Origin of the sequence: Clostridium gallinarum, from assembly GCF_014836325.1 — a bacterium.
GTDB lineage: Bacteria > Bacillota > Clostridia > Clostridiales > Clostridiaceae > Clostridium > Clostridium gallinarum.
In genome coordinates this window covers 1-19176 of the sequence record NZ_JACSQZ010000012.1, presented here as the reverse complement: position 1 = coordinate 19176, position 19176 = coordinate 1, and the positions used below count along the sequence as shown (strand labels likewise).

Annotated in this window: 24 protein-coding genes; all 24 read right to left on the bottom strand. The window is 26.5% G+C overall.

Going from position 1 to position 19176, the window contains the following annotated elements:
• Positions 1-18: 18 nt before the first annotated feature.
• Positions 19-828 carry a sporulation transcription factor Spo0A gene (spo0A, locus tag H9660_RS05015; RefSeq protein ID WP_191749170.1) on the bottom strand — a complete coding sequence of 270 codons (810 nt, stop codon included), beginning with the start codon at positions 826-828 and terminating at the stop codon, positions 19-21.
• A gap of 236 nt (positions 829-1064) precedes the next feature.
• Complete coding sequence (spoIVB, locus tag H9660_RS05010) at positions 1065-2249, bottom strand: SpoIVB peptidase (RefSeq protein ID WP_191749168.1); 1185 nt, start codon at positions 2247-2249, stop codon at positions 1065-1067.
• A 178-nt stretch (positions 2250-2427) separates the two neighbouring features.
• Complete coding sequence (gene recN / locus H9660_RS05005; protein WP_191749166.1) at positions 2428-4125, bottom strand: DNA repair protein RecN; 1698 nt, start codon at positions 4123-4125, stop codon at positions 2428-2430.
• Positions 4126-4142: 17 nt separating this feature from the next.
• The gene (locus H9660_RS05000; RefSeq protein WP_191749311.1) at positions 4143-4592 is read right to left on the bottom strand and encodes an arginine repressor; all 450 of its coding nucleotides are present in this window, start codon (positions 4590-4592) and stop codon (positions 4143-4145) included.
• A gap of 1 nt (position 4593) precedes the next feature.
• A complete protein-coding gene (locus H9660_RS04995) occupies positions 4594-5445 on the bottom strand; it encodes an NAD(+)/NADH kinase (RefSeq protein ID WP_191749164.1) in 852 nt (283 codons plus the stop codon).
• A gap of 94 nt (positions 5446-5539) precedes the next feature.
• Positions 5540-6349 (bottom strand): TlyA family RNA methyltransferase, encoded by an 810-nt coding sequence (locus H9660_RS04990; RefSeq protein ID WP_191749161.1) that lies wholly within the window; start codon positions 6347-6349, stop codon positions 5540-5542.
• 11 nt (positions 6350-6360) lie between these two features.
• A complete protein-coding gene (gene dxs / locus H9660_RS04985) occupies positions 6361-8220 on the bottom strand; it encodes a 1-deoxy-D-xylulose-5-phosphate synthase (protein ID WP_191749159.1) in 1860 nt (619 codons plus the stop codon).
• Positions 8221-8239: 19 nt separating this feature from the next.
• On the bottom strand, positions 8240-9115 hold the full coding sequence (locus H9660_RS04980) for a polyprenyl synthetase family protein (protein ID WP_191749157.1): 876 nt from the start codon (positions 9113-9115) through the stop codon (positions 8240-8242).
• Positions 9108-9320 carry an exodeoxyribonuclease VII small subunit gene (gene xseB / locus H9660_RS04975; RefSeq protein ID WP_191749155.1) on the bottom strand — a complete coding sequence of 71 codons (213 nt, stop codon included), beginning with the start codon at positions 9318-9320 and terminating at the stop codon, positions 9108-9110. The genes H9660_RS04980 and xseB overlap by 8 nt, the downstream gene beginning before the upstream one ends.
• 20 nt (positions 9321-9340) lie before the next feature.
• A complete protein-coding gene (xseA, locus tag H9660_RS04970) occupies positions 9341-10543 on the bottom strand; it encodes an exodeoxyribonuclease VII large subunit (protein ID WP_191749152.1) in 1203 nt (400 codons plus the stop codon).
• The gene (locus tag H9660_RS04965; protein WP_191749150.1) at positions 10518-11381 is read right to left on the bottom strand and encodes a tetrahydrofolate dehydrogenase/cyclohydrolase catalytic domain-containing protein; all 864 of its coding nucleotides are present in this window, start codon (positions 11379-11381) and stop codon (positions 10518-10520) included. Before H9660_RS04965 ends, xseA begins: the two co-directional genes overlap by 26 nt.
• A gap of 22 nt (positions 11382-11403) precedes the next feature.
• Positions 11404-11808 (bottom strand): transcription antitermination factor NusB, encoded by a 405-nt coding sequence (gene nusB / locus H9660_RS04960; protein WP_191749148.1) that lies wholly within the window; start codon positions 11806-11808, stop codon positions 11404-11406.
• 123 nt (positions 11809-11931) lie between these two features.
• Positions 11932-12318 carry an Asp23/Gls24 family envelope stress response protein gene (locus H9660_RS04955; RefSeq protein ID WP_191749146.1) on the bottom strand — a complete coding sequence of 129 codons (387 nt, stop codon included), beginning with the start codon at positions 12316-12318 and terminating at the stop codon, positions 11932-11934.
• A gap of 80 nt (positions 12319-12398) precedes the next feature.
• The gene (locus H9660_RS04950) at positions 12399-12920 is read right to left on the bottom strand and encodes a SpoIIIAH-like family protein (protein WP_191749144.1); all 522 of its coding nucleotides are present in this window, start codon (positions 12918-12920) and stop codon (positions 12399-12401) included.
• A gap of 39 nt (positions 12921-12959) precedes the next feature.
• The gene (gene spoIIIAG, locus H9660_RS04945) at positions 12960-13565 is read right to left on the bottom strand and encodes a stage III sporulation protein AG (protein ID WP_191749142.1); all 606 of its coding nucleotides are present in this window, start codon (positions 13563-13565) and stop codon (positions 12960-12962) included.
• Positions 13566-13578: 13 nt separating this feature from the next.
• The gene (locus tag H9660_RS04940; RefSeq protein ID WP_191749139.1) at positions 13579-14160 is read right to left on the bottom strand and encodes a stage III sporulation protein AF; all 582 of its coding nucleotides are present in this window, start codon (positions 14158-14160) and stop codon (positions 13579-13581) included.
• Positions 14161-14164: 4 nt separating this feature from the next.
• Positions 14165-15388 carry a stage III sporulation protein AE gene (gene spoIIIAE / locus H9660_RS04935; RefSeq protein ID WP_191749137.1) on the bottom strand — a complete coding sequence of 408 codons (1224 nt, stop codon included), beginning with the start codon at positions 15386-15388 and terminating at the stop codon, positions 14165-14167.
• 8 nt (positions 15389-15396) lie between these two features.
• On the bottom strand, positions 15397-15780 hold the full coding sequence (gene spoIIIAD / locus H9660_RS04930) for a stage III sporulation protein AD (RefSeq protein ID WP_191749135.1): 384 nt from the start codon (positions 15778-15780) through the stop codon (positions 15397-15399).
• Between the two features lie 9 nt (positions 15781-15789).
• Entirely contained in the window at positions 15790-15987 is a 198-nt protein-coding gene (spoIIIAC, locus tag H9660_RS04925; RefSeq protein WP_191749133.1) for a stage III sporulation protein AC, read from the bottom strand.
• A gap of 15 nt (positions 15988-16002) precedes the next feature.
• On the bottom strand, positions 16003-16521 hold the full coding sequence (spoIIIAB, locus tag H9660_RS04920; protein WP_191749131.1) for a stage III sporulation protein SpoIIIAB: 519 nt from the start codon (positions 16519-16521) through the stop codon (positions 16003-16005).
• The gene (gene spoIIIAA, locus H9660_RS04915) at positions 16509-17432 is read right to left on the bottom strand and encodes a stage III sporulation protein AA (RefSeq protein ID WP_191749129.1); all 924 of its coding nucleotides are present in this window, start codon (positions 17430-17432) and stop codon (positions 16509-16511) included. The genes spoIIIAB and spoIIIAA overlap by 13 nt, the downstream gene beginning before the upstream one ends.
• A gap of 232 nt (positions 17433-17664) precedes the next feature.
• Positions 17665-18027 (bottom strand): CD1247 N-terminal domain-containing protein, encoded by a 363-nt coding sequence (locus tag H9660_RS04910; protein WP_191749127.1) that lies wholly within the window; start codon positions 18025-18027, stop codon positions 17665-17667.
• 175 nt (positions 18028-18202) lie between these two features.
• A complete protein-coding gene (efp, locus tag H9660_RS04905; protein ID WP_191749125.1) occupies positions 18203-18760 on the bottom strand; it encodes an elongation factor P in 558 nt (185 codons plus the stop codon).
• 157 nt (positions 18761-18917) lie between these two features.
• On the bottom strand, positions 18918-19176 hold a 259-nt coding region (locus tag H9660_RS04900), incomplete at its 5' end, for a hypothetical protein (protein WP_191749123.1).

The following is a 19176-nucleotide window of genomic DNA, read 5'->3' as shown; positions in this document are numbered from 1 at the left end:
TGTCTTTATAATTGTTTTTTAGCTTACTTTATTCTTAAGTCTTAGCTTATCAGCTATTATTGCAATGAATTCACTATTAGTGGGTTTTCCTTTTTCATTGTGAATTGTGTATCCAAATAGCTTATTTATAGCATCCACTTGACCTCTACCCCAAGCAACTTCTATAGCATGTCTAATTGCTCTTTCAACTCTTGATGCAGTTGTGTTGTACTTTTTAGCTATTGAAGGATATAATTCTTTAGTAACCGCAGAAAGAAGTTCCATATCATTCACTACCATAGTTATTGCTTCTCTTAAATACATATATCCTTTAATATGTGCAGGAACACCAATTTCATGAATTATATTAGTTATTTCCGTTTCTAAATCCATAGGTCCCTTAAGTGTTTGCTTTACATCATTTTCAACAACAGTACTTGTTTGTCTTTTTATTATTTCATTAGAGCTACCATTAAAAAGTTCTCTAATTCTTTTTGTAAAAATATCCATATCAAAAGGTTTAACTACATAATAGTCAGCACCTAATGTAATAGCTTTTTGAGTAATTTTATCTTGACCTACTGCAGAAAGTACTATTATTCTTGGCATTTTCTCTAAGTGCATAGAATTTAATTTTTCTAAAACACCTAAGCCATCTAAATGTGGCATAATTATATCTAATACCACTAAATCTGGTTGTTTTTCTTCGATTAATGCTAAAGCTTCCCTTCCATCTTTAGCCACTGCAGTAACTATTATATCCCTTTGATTTAATAAATAATCATTTAATATACTGCAAAACTCTTTGTTATCATCAGCTATTAAAACTGAAATTTTTGAATCATTCATACTTTTCTCCCCCATCTTCCCGAATACGCCATATAAAATAAGTAGTTTATAATTCTCTAATTTTTTCTCTTTATAAACAATTTATAAGTATTAATTATACATGTATAATTAATACTTATAATTTTATTCGGATATGCTATCATTATAACACAATTTTTTTAAATAAAATAGTTTTTTTACAAATTTTTCAAAATATATGTCTTTACTATATATTTATATTAAAATCTAGTATTATTTTAGTCAATTATCCCCGCATCCTTTAGCATCCATTCTATATATATACCATATCCTACATCAGGCTTATTAATTAAAACATGAGTTACTGCACCTATGAGCTTATCATCTTGTATTATAGGACTTCCACTCATTCCTTGAACTATTCCTCCAGTCTTACTCAATAATTCCTCGTCTACTATTTTAATAACCATACTTTTACCACCTGGTTCTTCTTGTGGTAACAATTTAATTATTTCTATATCATAAGTCTTTGGACCTTCTTCATCTATAGTTGTAATTATTTTAGCAGCTCCTTCTTTTATTTCGCTTCTAAATCCAACTTTTAAAGGTTTACTAAATACTGGATTTATTAATTTACTGCTTCCATTTCCAAATATACCTGCCTCTGTATTCTTTTCTATATTACCTAAACTTTCTTTTTCATTTACAAATAATCCTTTTAATTCTCCAGGAGCACCTTTTTCTCCTTTTCTAACACTTATTACAGATGAATTAAGTAAATTTCCATCTTTTATTACAAAAGGTCTATTTGTATCACCATCTGTAATTGGATGCCCTAAAGCACCAAATAAATTAGTATTTTCATCATAAAAAGTTAAAGTTCCAATTCCTGCTGTAGAATCCCTAATCCAAAGCCCTAATTTATACTCACTATTTTCTTTTTTCATGTGAATGTCTTTTTCTATATTAATTCCATTTCTTAAATATTCTACTGTTATTGTATCTTCTTCTAAATTGTTTATTTTTTGCGATAAATCTCTAGAATTTTTTATTTCTTCTCCATTAATTTTTGTAATTATATCACCCAACTCTATTCCTGAAGCTTTTGCTGGACTTTCAACTTTTCCTTCCATTGTATTAATATCTGAATGTCCAACAACTAATACCCCTTTTGTAGATATCTTTATTCCAACATTTACGCCACCAGGATATACTTCTAAATCTTTAATCTTAGATACTGATACTGACTTTATAGGTATCAAACCAAGAAGTTTTAACTCTAGCTTATCTTTTATTACCTTGCTATCTTTTATAAAAATATTATCTGATACTTTAATAGTATTAGTATCCTCATTTATATATATTTTTTCTGGCAAGTTAAATAAATAGAAATATCTAAATAAACTCAGAATCAACATTGGAGCTATTATCATACCTAAATATTTAATTTTTTTATTTTTCATTTTATCTCCTCCTTTGCTTCTGTAATTAACTTTCCCTTATGTCCACCTATATATGCTGTATTAAGTTTGTTAAAATCGTTAAAAATTTAAAAGAAATAGCGTAAAAAAATAAAAAACTAAAATCATGGCAAATAACCATAATTTTAGTTTGTTCAAAAATTTCTATACTTATGTATTTTTATCGTATTGATTTTACTATTTCTTGCTTTTTTAGTTCAGCAAAAGCTACCATTTCAGTTGCATTTTCTAAAGTTACATCACTAACTTCATCACCACTAGTCATTTTTGCTATTTCTTCTATTTTTTCATCCTTATCTAATGTTCTAATTTCAGTAAAAGTTTTTCCATTTTCAACTTTTTTTGAAACAAAATAATGACAATCAGATAATGCAGCAATTTGAGGTAAATGTGTTATACATAAAACTTGATGTTTTACTGACACTTCATACATCTTTTCTCCAACTCTCTTTGCTATAGTACCACTTATTCCTGTATCTATTTCATCAAAAATCAAGGTAGGTATTTGATCTTTGTCCACAAATACACACTTCATGGCTAGCATAATTCTTGAAAGTTCTCCACCAGAAACTACTTTTTCTAAAACCTTTAAAGGTTCTCCTGGATTAGTTGAAATTAAGAAAGTTACATCATCTGTACCTCTAGAATTAAATATATTACTTTTTTCTATTTGTATTTTTATCTCTGCCTTTTCCATTCCTACATAATTTAATTCATCTTTTATTTCTCTTTCAAGATTTTCAGAGTATTTAATTCTAATACTATGCATTTTATCGCATATAGCATTCATTTCTTCTTCTATTTTCTCTTTTTTACTAGTTAATTCTTTTATAATTTCTTCTGAATTAACTAGTTCTTCATATTGAGTTTTTAAATTTTTTAAGTAATTTAATATATCCTCAACAGATTCTCCATATTTTTTCTTATATAAACTAATTTCATATATTCGTGAATTAATTTTTTCAAGTTCAAATTCATCATAGTAAATTTCAGAAGAAATATCTCTTATTTCTCTAGCTATTTCTTCTAAAATATATAAAGAATCTTCTACTTTTTCTCTTTTATCTTTAATTTTTTCAAAATGCTTTTCAACAGATGATAATTCATTTACTACTTTTGAAATTCCTTCTATTACAGAAATTCCTTCCATAGAACTATCTAATATAGAATAACTTTTACTTAAAGCTAAGGAAATTTTTTCAGCATTAGAAAGAAGATTAAATTCTTCTTTTAAATCTTCTTCTTCATTTATCTTAAGATTAGCTTTTTCTATATCATCAATTTGAAATTTTATATAATCTAAAAGTTTATCTCTATCTGTGTTCCCATTTAATTCTTTAATTTTTTCAATAATTAAATTTTGTTCTTTTCTTAAATTATCATATTCCTCAAGATGATTATATATTTCTTCTCCAATATAATCGTCTAAATATAGTATATGATAAGATTTATTTAATAAATTTTGATTTTGATGTTGACCATGTATATCTAGTAGTTTTTCTCTTACTCTTTTTAAATAGGATAAGACTACTGATTTTCCATTTATCTTTATTATACTTTTTCCTGATAATGTTGTTTCTCTTGAAATTATTAATATTTCATCATCTATATCTAATTCTTTTAAAATATTTGTAAGTTCTTTATTATCTATAGAAAAAATAGCTTCTACAAAGGTCTTACTTTCTCCATATCTTATTAAATCCTTTGAAAACTTTCCTCCTAGTACATAATCAATAGTATCTATTAATATTGATTTACCTGCTCCTGTTTCTCCAGATAAAATGTTAAATCCACTATCAAATTCAACACATAATTCTCTTATTAAAGCAAAATTTTTAATATTTAATTGTAATAACATTTAATATCACCTTTAATTTATAATATCATTCTTCTAACTTTGTCAACTAACTCTTCAGCTTTATCTAAACTTCTAGCTAAAATAAATATAGTATTATCCCCTGCAATTGTTCCTGCCACTTCAGTATCAAACAAATTATCAATAGCTTCTGCAACTGCCATTGCAGAACCTGTTAAAGTTTTTACTACAACAAAGTTATCTACATTTTCTACAGATATAGCAGCATTAGCTAATATACTTGATAATTTATCATTTATATCCTTAGATTCCTTTGAAGAAGCTGCATATTTATAATTTCCTGAAGCTCCTTGCATTTTTATAAGCTTTAATATTTTTATATCTCTTGATACTGTAGCTTGAGTAACATCGTATCCTGCTCTTTTAAGTTCTTCGGCTAATTCCTCTTGTGTTTCTATATCTTTTTCACTAATTATCTCTAGTATCTTATTATGCCTTCTTGACTTCAAATTAATCACCTTCACAATCTTTCCAATTATTTATAATTTTAGCCCTTAATACTTTAAAATAATCATAATCATCAAATAAAATTATCTCAGCATATTCTTTTGCTTTCTTTATATCAATTATAGCCTCATTATTATGAGTAATTGTTCTTTGTCCATCAAATATAATATTAAATTCTTCACTATTATTTTTAATTTTAACTTGTATATTACTATTACTATTTAATACTATTGGCTGAATTCCTGTAGTATGAGCGCATATAGGAGTCAATGTTATTGCATCAACAGTTGGATAAACAAAAGGACCTCCGGCTGAAAATGAATAAGCAGTTGATCCAGTAGGTGTCGCAATAATTAATCCATCACCTTTAAAGTTATAATATCTTTTTCCATCAATAAATATTTCAAATCTTATAATCCTAGATAAAGTTCCTCTTGCAATTACTATATCATTAAGAGCTAATGCTTCATTATTTAATCCCTCAATAGGCGAACTACAAGTAAGAAGCATTCTTTTTTCAGAAGTATATTTACCTTCTTTTATTTTTTTAAAAGCTTTATCTATCTCCGAAAACTCTACACTAGATAAAAATCCTAAATTTCCTATATTAATCCCAAGTATTGGTACATCTAATTTTCCATTAATCCCTCTAGCAACGCTTAAAATAGTTCCATCTCCACCTAATACTATTATAAGATCTAATAATTCTTTAAATTTATAATTCATTATATCATAACTATTTAACATTATAATTTCTACATCTTTGAAATATTCATATAGCTTTTTTTCTACTATCAAAGCCAACTCTTTTTTCTTATCTTTAGCTAAATTAATTGCAATAGCAACTTTTTTCACAATAATGCCCCCCATAGTGTACTTTAAGCTATATTATTTATTAAAGACTTCATTGAAACATTCAAGAAGTCTTCAATAAAAATAACTTTATAATTTATAATAAATCATGAGATTCATTTACAACTTTTTCTACGTCTTCTATATTAAAACTTGATTCTTTGTTTTTATCTTTACTAAAATATACTAAATATTCAATATTTCCTTCTGGTCCCTTTATAGGTGAGTAACTTAAAGAAATAACATTTAAATTTTCTTTTTGTAAATGCTCCACTATGCTCATTACAACTTCTTTATGAACATTTATATCTCTTACAACACCTTTTTTACCAACCTTTTCTTTACCAGCTTCAAATTGAGGCTTTATTAATGCAACTACTTCACCATCATCACTTAGTAAATTAATTGTGGCTGGCATAATTTTTTTTAATGAAATAAATGAAACATCAATAGATGCAAAATTTATCTTTTCTCCTATATCTTCAGGAGTTACATATCTAATATTAGTTCTTTCCATACAAACAACTCTTGGATCTGTTCTTAATTTCCATGCAAATTGCCCATACCCAACATCTACTGAAAAAACTTTACTTGCTCCATTTTGTAACATACAATCTGTAAAACCACCTGTTGAAGCTCCAATATCCATACATACTTTATTATTTAAAGTTATGTTAAACTCTTTCATTGCCTTTTCTAATTTAAGTCCACCTCTACTTACATAGGGCATTTCTTGACCTTTAAAAATAATTTCTGCATCTACATTAACTTTTTCTCCTGCTTTATCTACTCTTTGACCATCAACAAATATTTTACCTGCCATTATATTTGTTTTTGCTCTTTCTCTTGAAGTAAATATTCCTTTTTCAACTAAAAGTATATCAAGTCTTTCTTTTTTTACAGACATTTTTATCTCCTTTATTCAATAAGTTCTATAATAGATTCTGCTATGCCCTCTGGATCTAATTTATTTTCTTTATACAATAATTTTACGTCCCCTTGAGGAACAAATGTATCATTAAACCCTAAAGCTTTAAATTTATTTTTAAATCCTAATTCATTTAATTTCATTAGAACATAGCTTCCAAATCCACCATTTGTAATATTATCTTCTATCGTTATAATATTATAATTCTCATTTACTAAATCCTTCAATAATTCAACATCTAAAGGCTTAATAAAGCTAGCATTAATTATCATAGGATTTATTCCCTTATTTGATAATATTTCTCTTGCTAATAAAGCATGTTGCAGCATTTTTCCTACAGCTAAAATAGCAATTTTATCTCCAAGAATTATTTTCTCCCATTTACCATATTCAATTTTTTCTAGAGGGATTATATCCTTATAAATATCTGCTCCTCTTGGATATCTGATCGCAACTGGTCCATTATGATTTAAAGCCCATGATAACATTGATTTTACTTCATCTAAATGCTTTGGTGCTAATACAGTCATATTGGGAATTTCTGATAAATATGATAAATCAAATATACCTTGATGCGTTTCCCCATCTTCACCCACTAAACCTGCTCTATCTATAGCAAATACTACTGGCATATTTTGAATGCATACATCATGAATGACTTGATCAAATGCTCTTTGCAAGAATGTTGAATATACTGCAAAAACTGGCTTTAAATTTGCTGCTGCAAATCCTGCTGCTAAAGTAGTAGCATGACCTTCTGCTATACCTACATCAAAAAATCTATTTGGAAATTCTTTAGCAAAATTATTTAGCCCAGTTCCATCTGGCATAGCTGCAGTAATTGCTACTATTCTTTCATCTTCCCTTGCAAGCTCTATCATTGCTTCTCCAAAAGCTTTAGAGTAATTCTTTTTACTTGGTATATTAGTTTCGCCACTTTCTAAATCAAAAGGACTCACTCCATGATATTTATTTGGATTTTTCTCAGCTAACTCATATCCTTTTCCTTTATTAGTAACAACATGAATTATTACTGGATCATCGATATTTTTTGCCATCTCAAATACTTCGGTTAAATTCTCTATGTCATGTCCATCTATTGGACCTATATATTTCAATCCCATATCTTCAAATAACATTGAAGGAACAATAAACTGTTTTAAACTATCTTTAAATCTAGATATACAACTAGCTACTTTTTCTCCAGTCTTTGAAGTTTTTAAAGTCTCATTAATATTTGATTTTAATTTATTATATTTAGGTTCCATTCTTAATTTATTTAAATGCATAGATAATCCACCTACATTTGGTGAAATAGACATTTGATTATCATTTAATATAATTATCATTTTTGTCTTATTAAATCCTACATCATTTAAAGCTTCTAAAGCCATTCCACCAGTTAAGGCACCATCTCCTATAACTGCTATAACTTCATTTTTTTCTTTTTTAATATCTCTAGCTCTAGCCATTCCTAAAGCTGCTGATATAGATGTACTACTATGACCTGTATCAAAAGCATCATATTTACTTTCACATCTTTTTGGAAAACCACTTAACCCATTATATTTTCTTAATTTATCAAATTGTTCTTTTCTACCAGTTAATATTTTATGAACATAGCATTGATGTCCAACATCCCATACTATTTTATCTTTTTCTAAATTAAAACTTTTAAATAAGCTTAATGTAAGTTCTACTACTCCTAAGTTAGAAGCTAAATGTCCACCCGTCTTAGAAACACTATCTATTAAAAATTCTCTTATCTCACTAGCTAAAACTTCCAATTCAACATTAGTTAATTTTTTTACTTCTTCGGGTGAAGTAATTTTTTCTAATATTCTACCCATAATTAAACCTTTCTTTCTATTAAAATTCTCTATTTAACAAATCTAGAGTTAATTTTTTTAATTCTATAGCATCTACAGAAAGGCCATCCAGCAATTGTATACATTCTTCTGTTAATTTTAGACATTCTCTTTCACAATAATCTAATCCAAATAAACTTATGAAATTTGATTTATTATTATTTTCATCGCTATTTGTATTCTTGCCTAATTTTGAAACATCCCCTACAATATCTAAAATATCATCTTTAATTTGAAATGCTAACCCAAGTTTTAAACCAAAATCATTTAATATATTTATATCACTTTTAGGGGCATTTGCTAAAATAGCTGAAGCTACTACAGATACCCTTATAAGCTCTCCAGTTTTCTTTTTATGCATATATATAAGTTCATCTTTTGTTATTAATTTGTCTTCGTTTATAATATCGACAACCTGACCGCCAATCATACCTTCAGGTCCAGAACTTTCTGCAATTTCTTTAGATGCTAACAATGCTTCTTTTCCATTTTTTAGCGAAAATTGCATAAGTAAGCTCATTGCCTCATTTAATAACATATCCCCCGCTAAAACTGCTATACTTTCCCCAAATTTTTTGTGATTAGTTGGCATTCCCCTTCTTAAATCATCATTATCCATACATGGTAAATCATCATGTATAAGAGAATAAGTATGAATCATCTCTATTGCTGAGGCCATTTCTATTACGTCTTCAAAATTGTCTTTATATAATCCATATGTTAATAAAAATAATATAGGTCTTATTCTTTTACCTCCTATATTAATACTATAACTTGCTGAATCATATATAATTCTATTATAACTTCCTTTATCCTTAAAATACAAATTTAAATAATTATTTATATAATCCCTATAAAAATCTACTTTATTATTCATTCTTTAGCTCCATCTCCATATTTCCTTTTATAACTGTTAATTTACCTTCTAAAGAATTTATAGTCTTATATAGCTTATTTATTAATTTTACGCCACTTTCATATTCCTTCATTAATTCCTCAAGAGGAAGTTCATTATTTTCCATTTTGTTTAAGATATCTTGAAGATTATATAGCATTTCTTCATAGCTTTCCTTTTTAGCCATAAACTTTCAACTCCCTTTAACTATTTAATTTCTTTTAAAATTTTACTTTTTACTTTACCATCACTAAAAACTATATTAACTTCATCAATATCACTTAACATAGACTTAGAAGATATAACTTTATTATTATTATCTTCAATAATTGTATATCCTTTTTTTAAAACATTTAAAGGATTATGAGCTTCTAGTAAGTCATTGAATGCTTTAATCTTGAATTTTTCTTTTTCTAATCTATTAAAAACTATATTTCTAGCCCTTTCTTCTATTCTGTCTATTTCTAAATAAGCATTAGATAAAATAACTTCAGGACTATTAGAATTTAATAACCTTTTATAATTATTTAATTTCTCTTTCTCATATAATAATACATCTAAAACACTTTTATTAATTTTATTTTCTAAATCTTTTATTGTTTTTAAAATATCTTCTTCTAATGGAACGGCTATTTCTGCAGCTTGTGATGGAGTAGACGCTCTAAAGTCACTTACTAAATCAGAAATTGTAAAATCTACTTCATGGCCAACTGCTGATATTATTGGAATTTTTGATTTAAATATTTCTTTTGCTAATTCTTCTTCATTAAAGTTCCAAAGTTCTTCTAAAGACCCTCCACCTCTTCCAATAATAATAGTATCTACAGATTTTTCTTTATTAAAGTATTCTATTCCTTTAATTATTGATTTATACGCTCCTTCTCCTTGAACTAAAGCTGGATACAAAACTATATCTACTAAAGAACTTCGTCTTCTTGTAACATTAATTATATCTCTTATTACAGCACCTGTTTCAGAAGTTACTACTCCTATTCTTTTAGGCATTCTAGGAATAGGCTTTTTATATTCTTCATTAAAATAGCCTTCTTCTTGTAATTTCTTTTTCAATATTTCTAATTTAATATGAAGCTCTCCTAATCCTTCTTTTTGAAGTTTATCTATATATAATTGAAGTGATCCTGTTCCTTGATAAATAGAGCATCTTGCGTTAGCTACTACTTCCATTCCATCTTCTAATTCAAAATCAAGATTCATACTATTATTTTTAAACATAACACAATTTATTTTACTTACTGAATCTTTTAATGAAAAATATATATGTCCACTACTATGATATTTTAAATTAGATATTTCACCTTTAACTACTATATTATTTAATATGAAATCACTATCTAAAATTCTTTTTATATAATTATTAACTTCACTAACTGTTAAAGTTTTCATTTTCATTATATTCTAACGCCTCACATGAATTCTTAATTAATAACGTTGTTGTCAATGCTCCGACTCCACCTGGTACTGGTGTTATCATACTGATCTCATTAATAATATTTTCTAAATCAACATCTCCAGTTATCTTTCCATCTAAAGATGATGTTCCTACGTCTAATATAATAGAGTTTTCATTTACATATTCTTTATCTATAAACTTTGCTTTTCCTATAGCAACAACTAATATATCTGCTCTTTTACAAATTTCTTTTAAATTTTTTGTTTTAGAATGACATATAGTTACAGTTGCATTTTTATTAACTAATAATTGTGCTACTGGTTTTCCAACTATATTGCTTCTTCCTATAACTACTACATTTTTACCTTCTAATTCTACATTGTATTTTTCTAATAAAGTAATTACAGAATTAGGTGTGCATGGTAAAAATACTTTATCACCACAATAAAGCTTTCCTTGATTTATAAATGTTAAGCAATCAATGTCTTTACTTGGTAAAATTGTATTTATTATTCTTTTTTCATTTAATTTACTAGGTAATGGTAATTGAATTATTATTCCATCAACATTATTATCATTATTTAACTTTTTTATTTTTTCTATAAGATCCTCTTCTTTAATATCTTTATCTAATAGTAATTTATTAAATTCAACGCCAAGAGATGTTGCTACCTTCTCTTGACTGTTTATATAATAAATAGATCCTTCATCGTTACCTACTAAAATAGATACTATTTTCGGTAATCTTAGTCCTTGTTGTTTTCTTTTATCAATAAAATTTTTAATTTCAAACTTTATATCTTGAGCAACCTTTTTACCATCTATTATTTTCCCCATTATAAAACAGCCCCCATTCTTATTACAAACTTTTAAAAGCTTTATCTAATACCCCATTTATAAAAGAAACACTTTTTTCATCAGAATATTTTTTTGTCATTTCAATAGCTTCATTAATTGCTACTTTTTCTGGTACATCTTCTATGTATAACATTTCTCCTATAGCTAATCTTAAAATAGATAAGTTTATCTTTGAAATTCTATCTATCTTCCAGTTAGTTAAAGCATCTTCTATTTTTTTATCAATAGTCTCTTTATTTTTTTCTATGTCCTCAAGAATCTTTTTTATGTATTCTAAATCTATTGTATTTAACTTCATCTCATAGTCTTCTAAGAAATTTTCAATTGTTTCCTCTAATGTATTTTTACTTAAAGTCATCCCAAATAGTAATTCCATTGCTATTTCTCTTGATCTTTTTCTGTTCATATTATCCTCCTAAGTGTCGTTAATAATATTATTAACTTTATAAAACTTTCTAATCATAAATATACTACAACAAATTTATTTAAAGCACAAGAAAAACACCCTCTGAAAAATCAGAGGGTTAGCTTAATTTTCTTTAATTTCTTCTTTTTCAGTTTTTGGTACATAAATACTTTGAACATTAACATTAACTGAATTAACATTTAAGCCTGTCATAGTTTCAACAGTTTTTTTAACATTTTCTTGAACTGCATTTACTACTTCTGGTATTTTAACTCCATACTCAACTGCTAAGTTTATTTCTATTATTGCAAAATCTTCATTTAATGTTACCTTAACATTTTTTCCTGATGTTTTCTTTCCTTTTAGCAATTGTGATATGTTATTACCTACTGGATGTTGTAGATCTTCTACACCATTTATTTCTTCTGCTGCTATACCAGCTATTACACTGACAACTTCATCGGAAATTTTAACTATTCCTAAATTTTCTTCATAATTATTGTTATCCATTTGATTACCTCCTAAGCGTTTTGAATTCAAAACTCTTTCATATGTTAATTATATCAAAGCACTGTTTATATTACAATGTATTATTTCTTAGGTTCTATTATTACATCACTAATTCCTGTAACATTTTCTACTATTTCTTGGATAGAAACTGTATCTGCTTCTGTTAATTCCTCTGCTTTTACAACTACTCTTACATTACTATCTCCTTCTATAGAGCATAGTACATCTTCAAAACCTTTATTTTTTATACTTACTTCTACTGTTCCTTCTTTATCTTTTAACATAGTTTTTTCTCTTAACTCATTTGCTGCTAAATCCTTTTCTTCTTGTGATGTTTGTTCATTATCAATAAGCTCATTTAATCCTTGAATAGTAACTGAGTCTTTTGTATCCTTTTCACTTCTTATAGCATAAAAATATTCTTGACTTCCTAAAGTTTCTTCATCCTTATCCTTTTCCTTCTCCTCATTAGATTGTGATATTACTTGACTAAAATCTGTTGGATCGTTTAACCCCGTCTTATTTATCCTAGCTGCCACAACTCCTACACATACTATAAGAGCCATAAGTGTGAAAATAATACCAAATTGTTTTTTTGTCATTTTAATTTCCCCCCATCTATTTTTCATATTATTTATATGCTAATTTTTCATAGGATATACATTAACCTTATCTAAAGAAATTCCATATAAGCTAGATACAGCTACTTGTATATCATACTTAACTTTTGCACTAGTAGCACCTTCTGCTACTATTAAAACTCCATTAATTTCAGGTTTATTTACTTGTAATATATAAGGTTCATTTTTGCCACTATCCCCAGACATTACAACTTTACTACCCCCTGTCTGTTGTGTTGTTGATCTCTTTCCTCCTTGACTATCTGTTTCTTCTGTTACTGCCTCTTGGATAGATTCTTCAATAGCTGGTACCTTAACCTCACCAGTTTTAAAATAAATCATAACCTCAACCTGCCCAACATTCTCTATTGTTCCTAATAACTTTGTTAATTCTTGTTTTTCATTTTCCTCATAGTTATCTATAGTATTTTTTGCTCCCTCTTCTAAACTATTAGAGTTTGATACATTAGTACTTAATGATTCTTTAGTATCCTTCTTTCTTGTGGTGCTTAAAAAACTTATAGCAAGTAATACAAAAGCTAATATTAGTGCAATTACTACAGCATTTAGAAACTTTTTATTGTTAATTAAGTTTGCTAGATCGTTTTTTATTTTACTATTCCCCATTTTCTCACTCCCATTATTTCATTTTATATATTTTTATTTTATCTTTTGATATATTTAAAGTTTGTGCTAAATAATTCGTAATTTCTTCTTCCTTTTGAATAACTTCATTATTAGAAGAAACTTCTGTACTTTCCTTTCCACTATTAATAATTATTTTTTCAATTTTAGAAACAGATTTATCTTTAACAAAAACTTTAACTTCATTAATTGAATATGTTATTTGAGTCATATTTATGTCACAATCTATTGAAGATTTAAAATCAAATTCATTAAAATTTTCTTTTAACAATAAATTACAATTTTCTTCCAAGTTATTTTTAAATTCTACCTTACTTCCATCCTCTTTTTGTATATTAATTGTTTCTAAGCTCTTATTTTCTACCATTTCAGAATATTCTATTATTTTTTTAGATAAATTATCTTCACCTTTACTAATTATTGAAATTATAGGACTTATCATAACTGCTACTAAAATTGTTCCTAAAACAAATTTTAAATATTTTTTCATACTATTATCTGGAGATATTAATTCTATCGCAGTAATTAAGATAAGCATAGTCACTAAAGTTATTACAAAACCTTTTATTTCACTCATCTTTTTATCCTCCTATAACAAATTTTCCTGCTGATGCCATTATTGCTAGTAATACAAAGAACATTAAGCTAACCGACAAAACACAAGACATTAATAAAACTAAAGAATTCCCTGCTGCTCCAATTGCATTAGTTATTCTTTTATCACTTATAGGCTCTATAACTGCTGCAGTTAGTTTATAAACAAAGGAAAGTAATATTAACTTAATTATTGGATAAAGCATCATAAATATTATTATTACTAATCCTATAGAACTTACTGCATTTTTTATAACTAATGAATATCCAGCTACAGATGCTATAGCATCTGAAAAAGCTTTACCTACTATAGGTATAAAATTATCAATAGCAAATTTTGCTGTTTTTAATGTTACTGCATCTATTGTAGAAGAAGTTATTCCTCTTACAGTCAATAATCCAATAAATATAGTCAAAATTATTCCTTGCATCCATATAGTGGTTTGTTTTATAAGTTTACATAAGTTGTCTATTTTATATTCCGAAGAAATATTATTTGTAAATTCTAATACAAAAGTTATCAGTATTAATGGAATTATAACAGTTGTATATATCCTTGGAATTAATAAAGTTGCTCCCATAATTATCGGATCCATAGTAGCTGCTTGTGTAAATCCTCCAATTGAACCAAGCATTATAACTAAAACAGGTAATATAGCCCCCATAAATTCTGATAAATCTTTAATTATATCTATTGCTATATTAATTGATACTATAAAACTTTTTGATAATATAATTATAAGTATCGCATAGCAAGCAAAAAATGCTATATTAGATATACCTTCATTTGAAAAAGCAGATTGAAGATTTTTTATTAATGAGCAAATAATAGCAATTACTATAATACTTATTGATAAACTAAGTACTGTTTTTATTTCTTTAAACAAAAAACTACTAATTGCATTAATTATAGTCTTAAAGGAGAACCCCCCTTCTCCATTTTCTATATATCCTTTTATATATTCTACCGGATCTAAATCATTTAAAATTTCTACATCTGTCTTTACATTATTTATATAATTGTAAAGAGAAATTAATTTATTATTTACTTCTTCATTATCTAAAATTATATTTTCTTCAGTAATTTCATTATTAATATTTATATTAGTTCCATCATTAGCAAACACATTTTTAGAGTTATAAGTTATAAAAATAATAATTATTATAAATATCCCTCTAAGAAGCCTATTTGATAACATATTTTTAATCATATAAACACCTACAATATTTGTAAAATTGATTGTAAAACAGCCATAAGTATAGGTATTGCTAAAGTTAAAATTAATATCTTAGCTGAAAATTCAACTTTACTAGCAATACTTGAAGCACCTGCATCCTTACATATTTCACTACAAAATGTTGCTAAATAAGATATTGCAAGTATTTTTAAAACTACGCCAATATAAACTGTATCTATATTCGCCTTAGAAGAAATATCTCTTATAAAATAAATTATGTCTGTTAAACTAGAAATAACTAATAGGAATAGTATAGCTCCAGCTACTAATGAAATTAATGTTGCTATATCGTTTCTTCTTTCCTTAAAAACAAGATATATAAACAGCGCTACAAAGGCAACTCCTACGATTTTTATAATATCCATACCTTTCTCCTATAGCATAAACATAGTTCTAACTGTGTTGAATAAATCACTTATTAATCCTATAACAGTTATAAGTATAATAACTATACCAGCAATATTTGTTATTACTGCTATATCATCTTTCCCACTTGCTTTTAAAACCTTGTCAATTACCACAATTAAAACTCCCATAGCTCCAATCTTAAATAAAATACTTATATCTAACATTTAATTTCCCTCCTACTAAAATAAAAAAATTGCAATCATTGCCCCTAAACACATACCTATTACTCTATACATTTTAGAATTTCTCTTTGCTAGTTCATCTGCATTTTTACAATTAAATTTCATATTTTCAATTGTTAAATTAAATAATTTATCTTGTCCATAAATTCCTGACTCTCCAAGACCCTTAAGAAAATCTTTTATTATATTTTTATCTCCTTCATTTAAATTAAAATCTGCTTTATTCTTTGTATACTCTTCCTTAAATGCTTCATATACACTCATTGTATCTCCATTTTCTAGACTTTTCCCTACGTTAAGCAAAACACAGCTTACAGGCTCTTCTACCTTTATAGATACATAATTTAAAGCTTCTGGTAGAGGAGTATTTGAATACATAACTTCATTACATAAAAACATAACTGATTTCAACACTGATTTTAATTGTTTACTTCTTCTATTAAATGTTTGCCCATAGTAAAATCCTAAATAACTGCTTGATAAAAATATTATAGATATTGCTATTATTTTAAGCATTTAATTTCTCCTCCATTTCCTATTGAATATATATTTTCTATAGTTCCTGGGCCTCTTCTACTACTTAAAACAACAATTCTTTCTAAAATAGATTTTTCTAATAGGTCCTTAAATACACTTCTTTTATAAACATCATCAATATTGTAGCCATGGATAGTTACAACTATATTTACACCTGAATTAAAAGCCATATTTAAAGCATCTATCTCTCCACTAGTACCAATTTCATCACATATAAGTACCTCTGGCGATAAGCTTCTTATAGCCATTATCATTCCATCTTTTTTAAAACAGCTATCTAAAATATCACTTCTAATTCCTACATCTAATTGAGGAATTCCATTAAAAGAGGATGCTATTTCACTTCTTTCATCTATTATTGATACTTTTTTTCCACTTAAATTATTAATAGCCATTCCATTAGAAATATTTCGTGCAATATCCCTTAATATAGTTGTCTTGCCACATTTAGGAGGAGATATAATTAAAGTATTGTATATTCTATCTTTAGAAACTATAAATTTCATAATTTCATTAGAGGATCCCTTAACTTCTCTACATATTCTAATATTTATAGAAGATATATTTCTTATAGTCTTAACTTCCCCTTGAGATATTACACATTCTCCAGCCATTCCTATTCTATGACCACCTTTAATAGTTATATACCCTTGTTTTATTTCTTCTTCATAAGCATATAGAGAATAATTAGATATCCTCACCAATATTTGTTTCAAATCATTTATAGTTGCTATTCTATCCAATATAACTTCTTTATTAGATAGATTAACTATTATTGGTTTATTAGCTTTTATCCTTATTTCTTGAAGTGGTTCGTTTATAAGATAGCCTTTAATCTCATTACTTATATCTAATGGCAGTACTCTTAAAATTTCATCTTCATTAATCAATTTATCACGTCCTTTTCTATAGGTATACTTAAGATTATTTCTATCTATCAAATAATATTCATACTAATAATTAAATATGTAAAATATTTTTAAAATAATTTTATATAAAAATCTATTTATTTACTTTTGATTATTCTATAAATGTTAAAGATTACATTAAAACCAATAAAAAATATAAGCTGCTGAAAATACTTAAGTATTCTCAACAGCTTATATTAAAAATTTTATATTATTAAATTGCATCATTATTACAAAATGGACATGGTATACTCTTATTTTCATTTATAGATTCTTTTTCTACAAATAATGGCTTATCACAATGTTTACAATTAACTTCTAAATATTCATCCTCTATCTCCATTAAATCATCAATAGAAACTTCTTCAAACAGTTCATCTTGTAATCCTATAATATCTTCATCCATATATTTAACACTTTCTTCTAAAGATTCTTGCTTATAGCTCATCTCCTCCATAGAATAAGTCATGTCTTCAATTAACGATAATAAATTTTCAAATATTCTTTTATATTTATTATCTTCTAAACATAATATTTCATCTTTAATGCTTTCAATGTTTTCTTTAAAGTTTCTCATATTTTCACATCCTTAAAACAGATTAATCTATTTGCTTTATTATATTATATAGCAAAACTTCTAAACTTAAAAGCATAATAGAATAAAGGGGCTGTCGCAAACAGCCCCTAATGTAAATGTAAAATTTAAAATTATAGCATTATACATTTAAAATTGTGCGACAGCACCTTCTTTATTATACTCTTTCCATGTATTCACCAGTTCTAGTGTCTACTCTGATTACATCCCCTTCATTAACAAACATAGGAACATTTACAACTGCTCCAGTTTCTAATGTAGCAGGCTTCATAGCATTAGTAGCTGTATTTCCTTTAATTCCAGGATCAGCTTGAGTTATTAATAATTCAACAAAGTTTGGAGCTTCTACTGAGAAAGCTTCTCCCTTATAGAATTTAATTACTGCAAACATGTTTTCTTTTATAAACTTTATAGCATCTTCAACTTTCTCATAGTTTAATGGTATTTGTTCAAAAGTTTCTTGATCCATGAAGTAATATAATTCTCCATCTGAATAAAGGTATTGCATTTCTTTTCTTTCTATTACTGCTTCTTGAAGCTTAGTTGTAGGATTGAAAGTTGTATCAGTAACTCCCCCAGAAATAACATTTCTAAGTTTAGTTCTTACAAAAGCTGCACCTTTTCCAGGTTTAACGTGTAAAAAGTCTATTACTGTAAAAACTTGTCCTTCATGCTCGAAAGTAGTACCTTTTCTTAAATCTCCTGCTGATATCATTAAATATCCCTCCAAAAACTTTATTACATATTAGTTTACAGTATTGAAAACTAAATAGTCATACTTATAACAATCTCTATGACATAACAAAAGTATTTTATCAAAATTCACAAATAAATGCAATTATTTAAATTAATATAACGGTAATTTTATGTATTTATTTGTTTATTAACTCTAATTCTAAAAAAACTTTTTTATTTTCATAATTTAAATTATAACTTACAATTTCATAACAGCTTAAGCTTTCAATATCTTTAAGAATATCTTCTTTTTTCCCTTCTAATATGCACTTTAACTTATAATTATTATTTTCTAGTTTATTATACCCTAAAATTGTTAAAGTATTGTTATTTTCTAATTCTTTTATTATTTCTTTAATATATTTTACATTTTTCATTTCACTTATACTATAAGTA

Excerpts from the sequence above, each read along its gene's own strand:
- spo0A (WP_191749170.1), bottom strand. The coding sequence starts at position 828 with ATGAATGATTCAAAAATTTCAGTTTTAATAGCTGATGATAACAAAGAG.
- spoIVB (WP_191749168.1), bottom strand. The coding sequence starts at position 2,249 with ATGAAAAATAAAAAAATTAAATATTTAGGTATGATAATAGCTCCAATG.
- recN (WP_191749166.1), bottom strand. The coding sequence starts at position 4,125 with ATGTTATTACAATTAAATATTAAAAATTTTGCTTTAATAAGAGAATTA.
- H9660_RS04990 (WP_191749161.1), bottom strand. The coding sequence starts at position 6,349 with ATGTCTGTAAAAAAAGAAAGACTTGATATACTTTTAGTTGAAAAAGGA.
- dxs (WP_191749159.1), bottom strand. The coding sequence starts at position 8,220 with ATGGGTAGAATATTAGAAAAAATTACTTCACCCGAAGAAGTAAAAAAA.
- H9660_RS04980 (WP_191749157.1), bottom strand. The coding sequence starts at position 9,115 with ATGAATAATAAAGTAGATTTTTATAGGGATTATATAAATAATTATTTA.
- xseB (WP_191749155.1), bottom strand. The coding sequence starts at position 9,320 with ATGGCTAAAAAGGAAAGCTATGAAGAAATGCTATATAATCTTCAAGAT.
- xseA (WP_191749152.1), bottom strand. The coding sequence starts at position 10,543 with ATGAAAATGAAAACTTTAACAGTTAGTGAAGTTAATAATTATATAAAA.
- H9660_RS04965 (WP_191749150.1), bottom strand. The coding sequence starts at position 11,381 with ATGGGGAAAATAATAGATGGTAAAAAGGTTGCTCAAGATATAAAGTTT.
- nusB (WP_191749148.1), bottom strand. The coding sequence starts at position 11,808 with ATGAACAGAAAAAGATCAAGAGAAATAGCAATGGAATTACTATTTGGG.
- H9660_RS04955 (WP_191749146.1), bottom strand. The coding sequence starts at position 12,318 with ATGGATAACAATAATTATGAAGAAAATTTAGGAATAGTTAAAATTTCC.
- H9660_RS04950 (WP_191749144.1), bottom strand. The coding sequence starts at position 12,920 with ATGACAAAAAAACAATTTGGTATTATTTTCACACTTATGGCTCTTATA.
- spoIIIAG (WP_191749142.1), bottom strand. The coding sequence starts at position 13,565 with ATGGGGAATAGTAAAATAAAAAACGATCTAGCAAACTTAATTAACAAT.
- H9660_RS04940 (WP_191749139.1), bottom strand. The coding sequence starts at position 14,160 with ATGAGTGAAATAAAAGGTTTTGTAATAACTTTAGTGACTATGCTTATC.
- spoIIIAE (WP_191749137.1), bottom strand. The coding sequence starts at position 15,388 with ATGATTAAAAATATGTTATCAAATAGGCTTCTTAGAGGGATATTTATA.
- spoIIIAD (WP_191749135.1), bottom strand. The coding sequence starts at position 15,780 with ATGGATATTATAAAAATCGTAGGAGTTGCCTTTGTAGCGCTGTTTATA.
- spoIIIAC (WP_191749133.1), bottom strand. The coding sequence starts at position 15,987 with ATGTTAGATATAAGTATTTTATTTAAGATTGGAGCTATGGGAGTTTTA.
- spoIIIAB (WP_191749131.1), bottom strand. The coding sequence starts at position 16,521 with ATGCTTAAAATAATAGCAATATCTATAATATTTTTATCAAGCAGTTAT.
- H9660_RS04910 (WP_191749127.1), bottom strand. The coding sequence starts at position 18,027 with ATGAGAAACTTTAAAGAAAACATTGAAAGCATTAAAGATGAAATATTA.
- efp (WP_191749125.1), bottom strand. The coding sequence starts at position 18,760 with ATGATATCAGCAGGAGATTTAAGAAAAGGTACTACTTTCGAGCATGAA.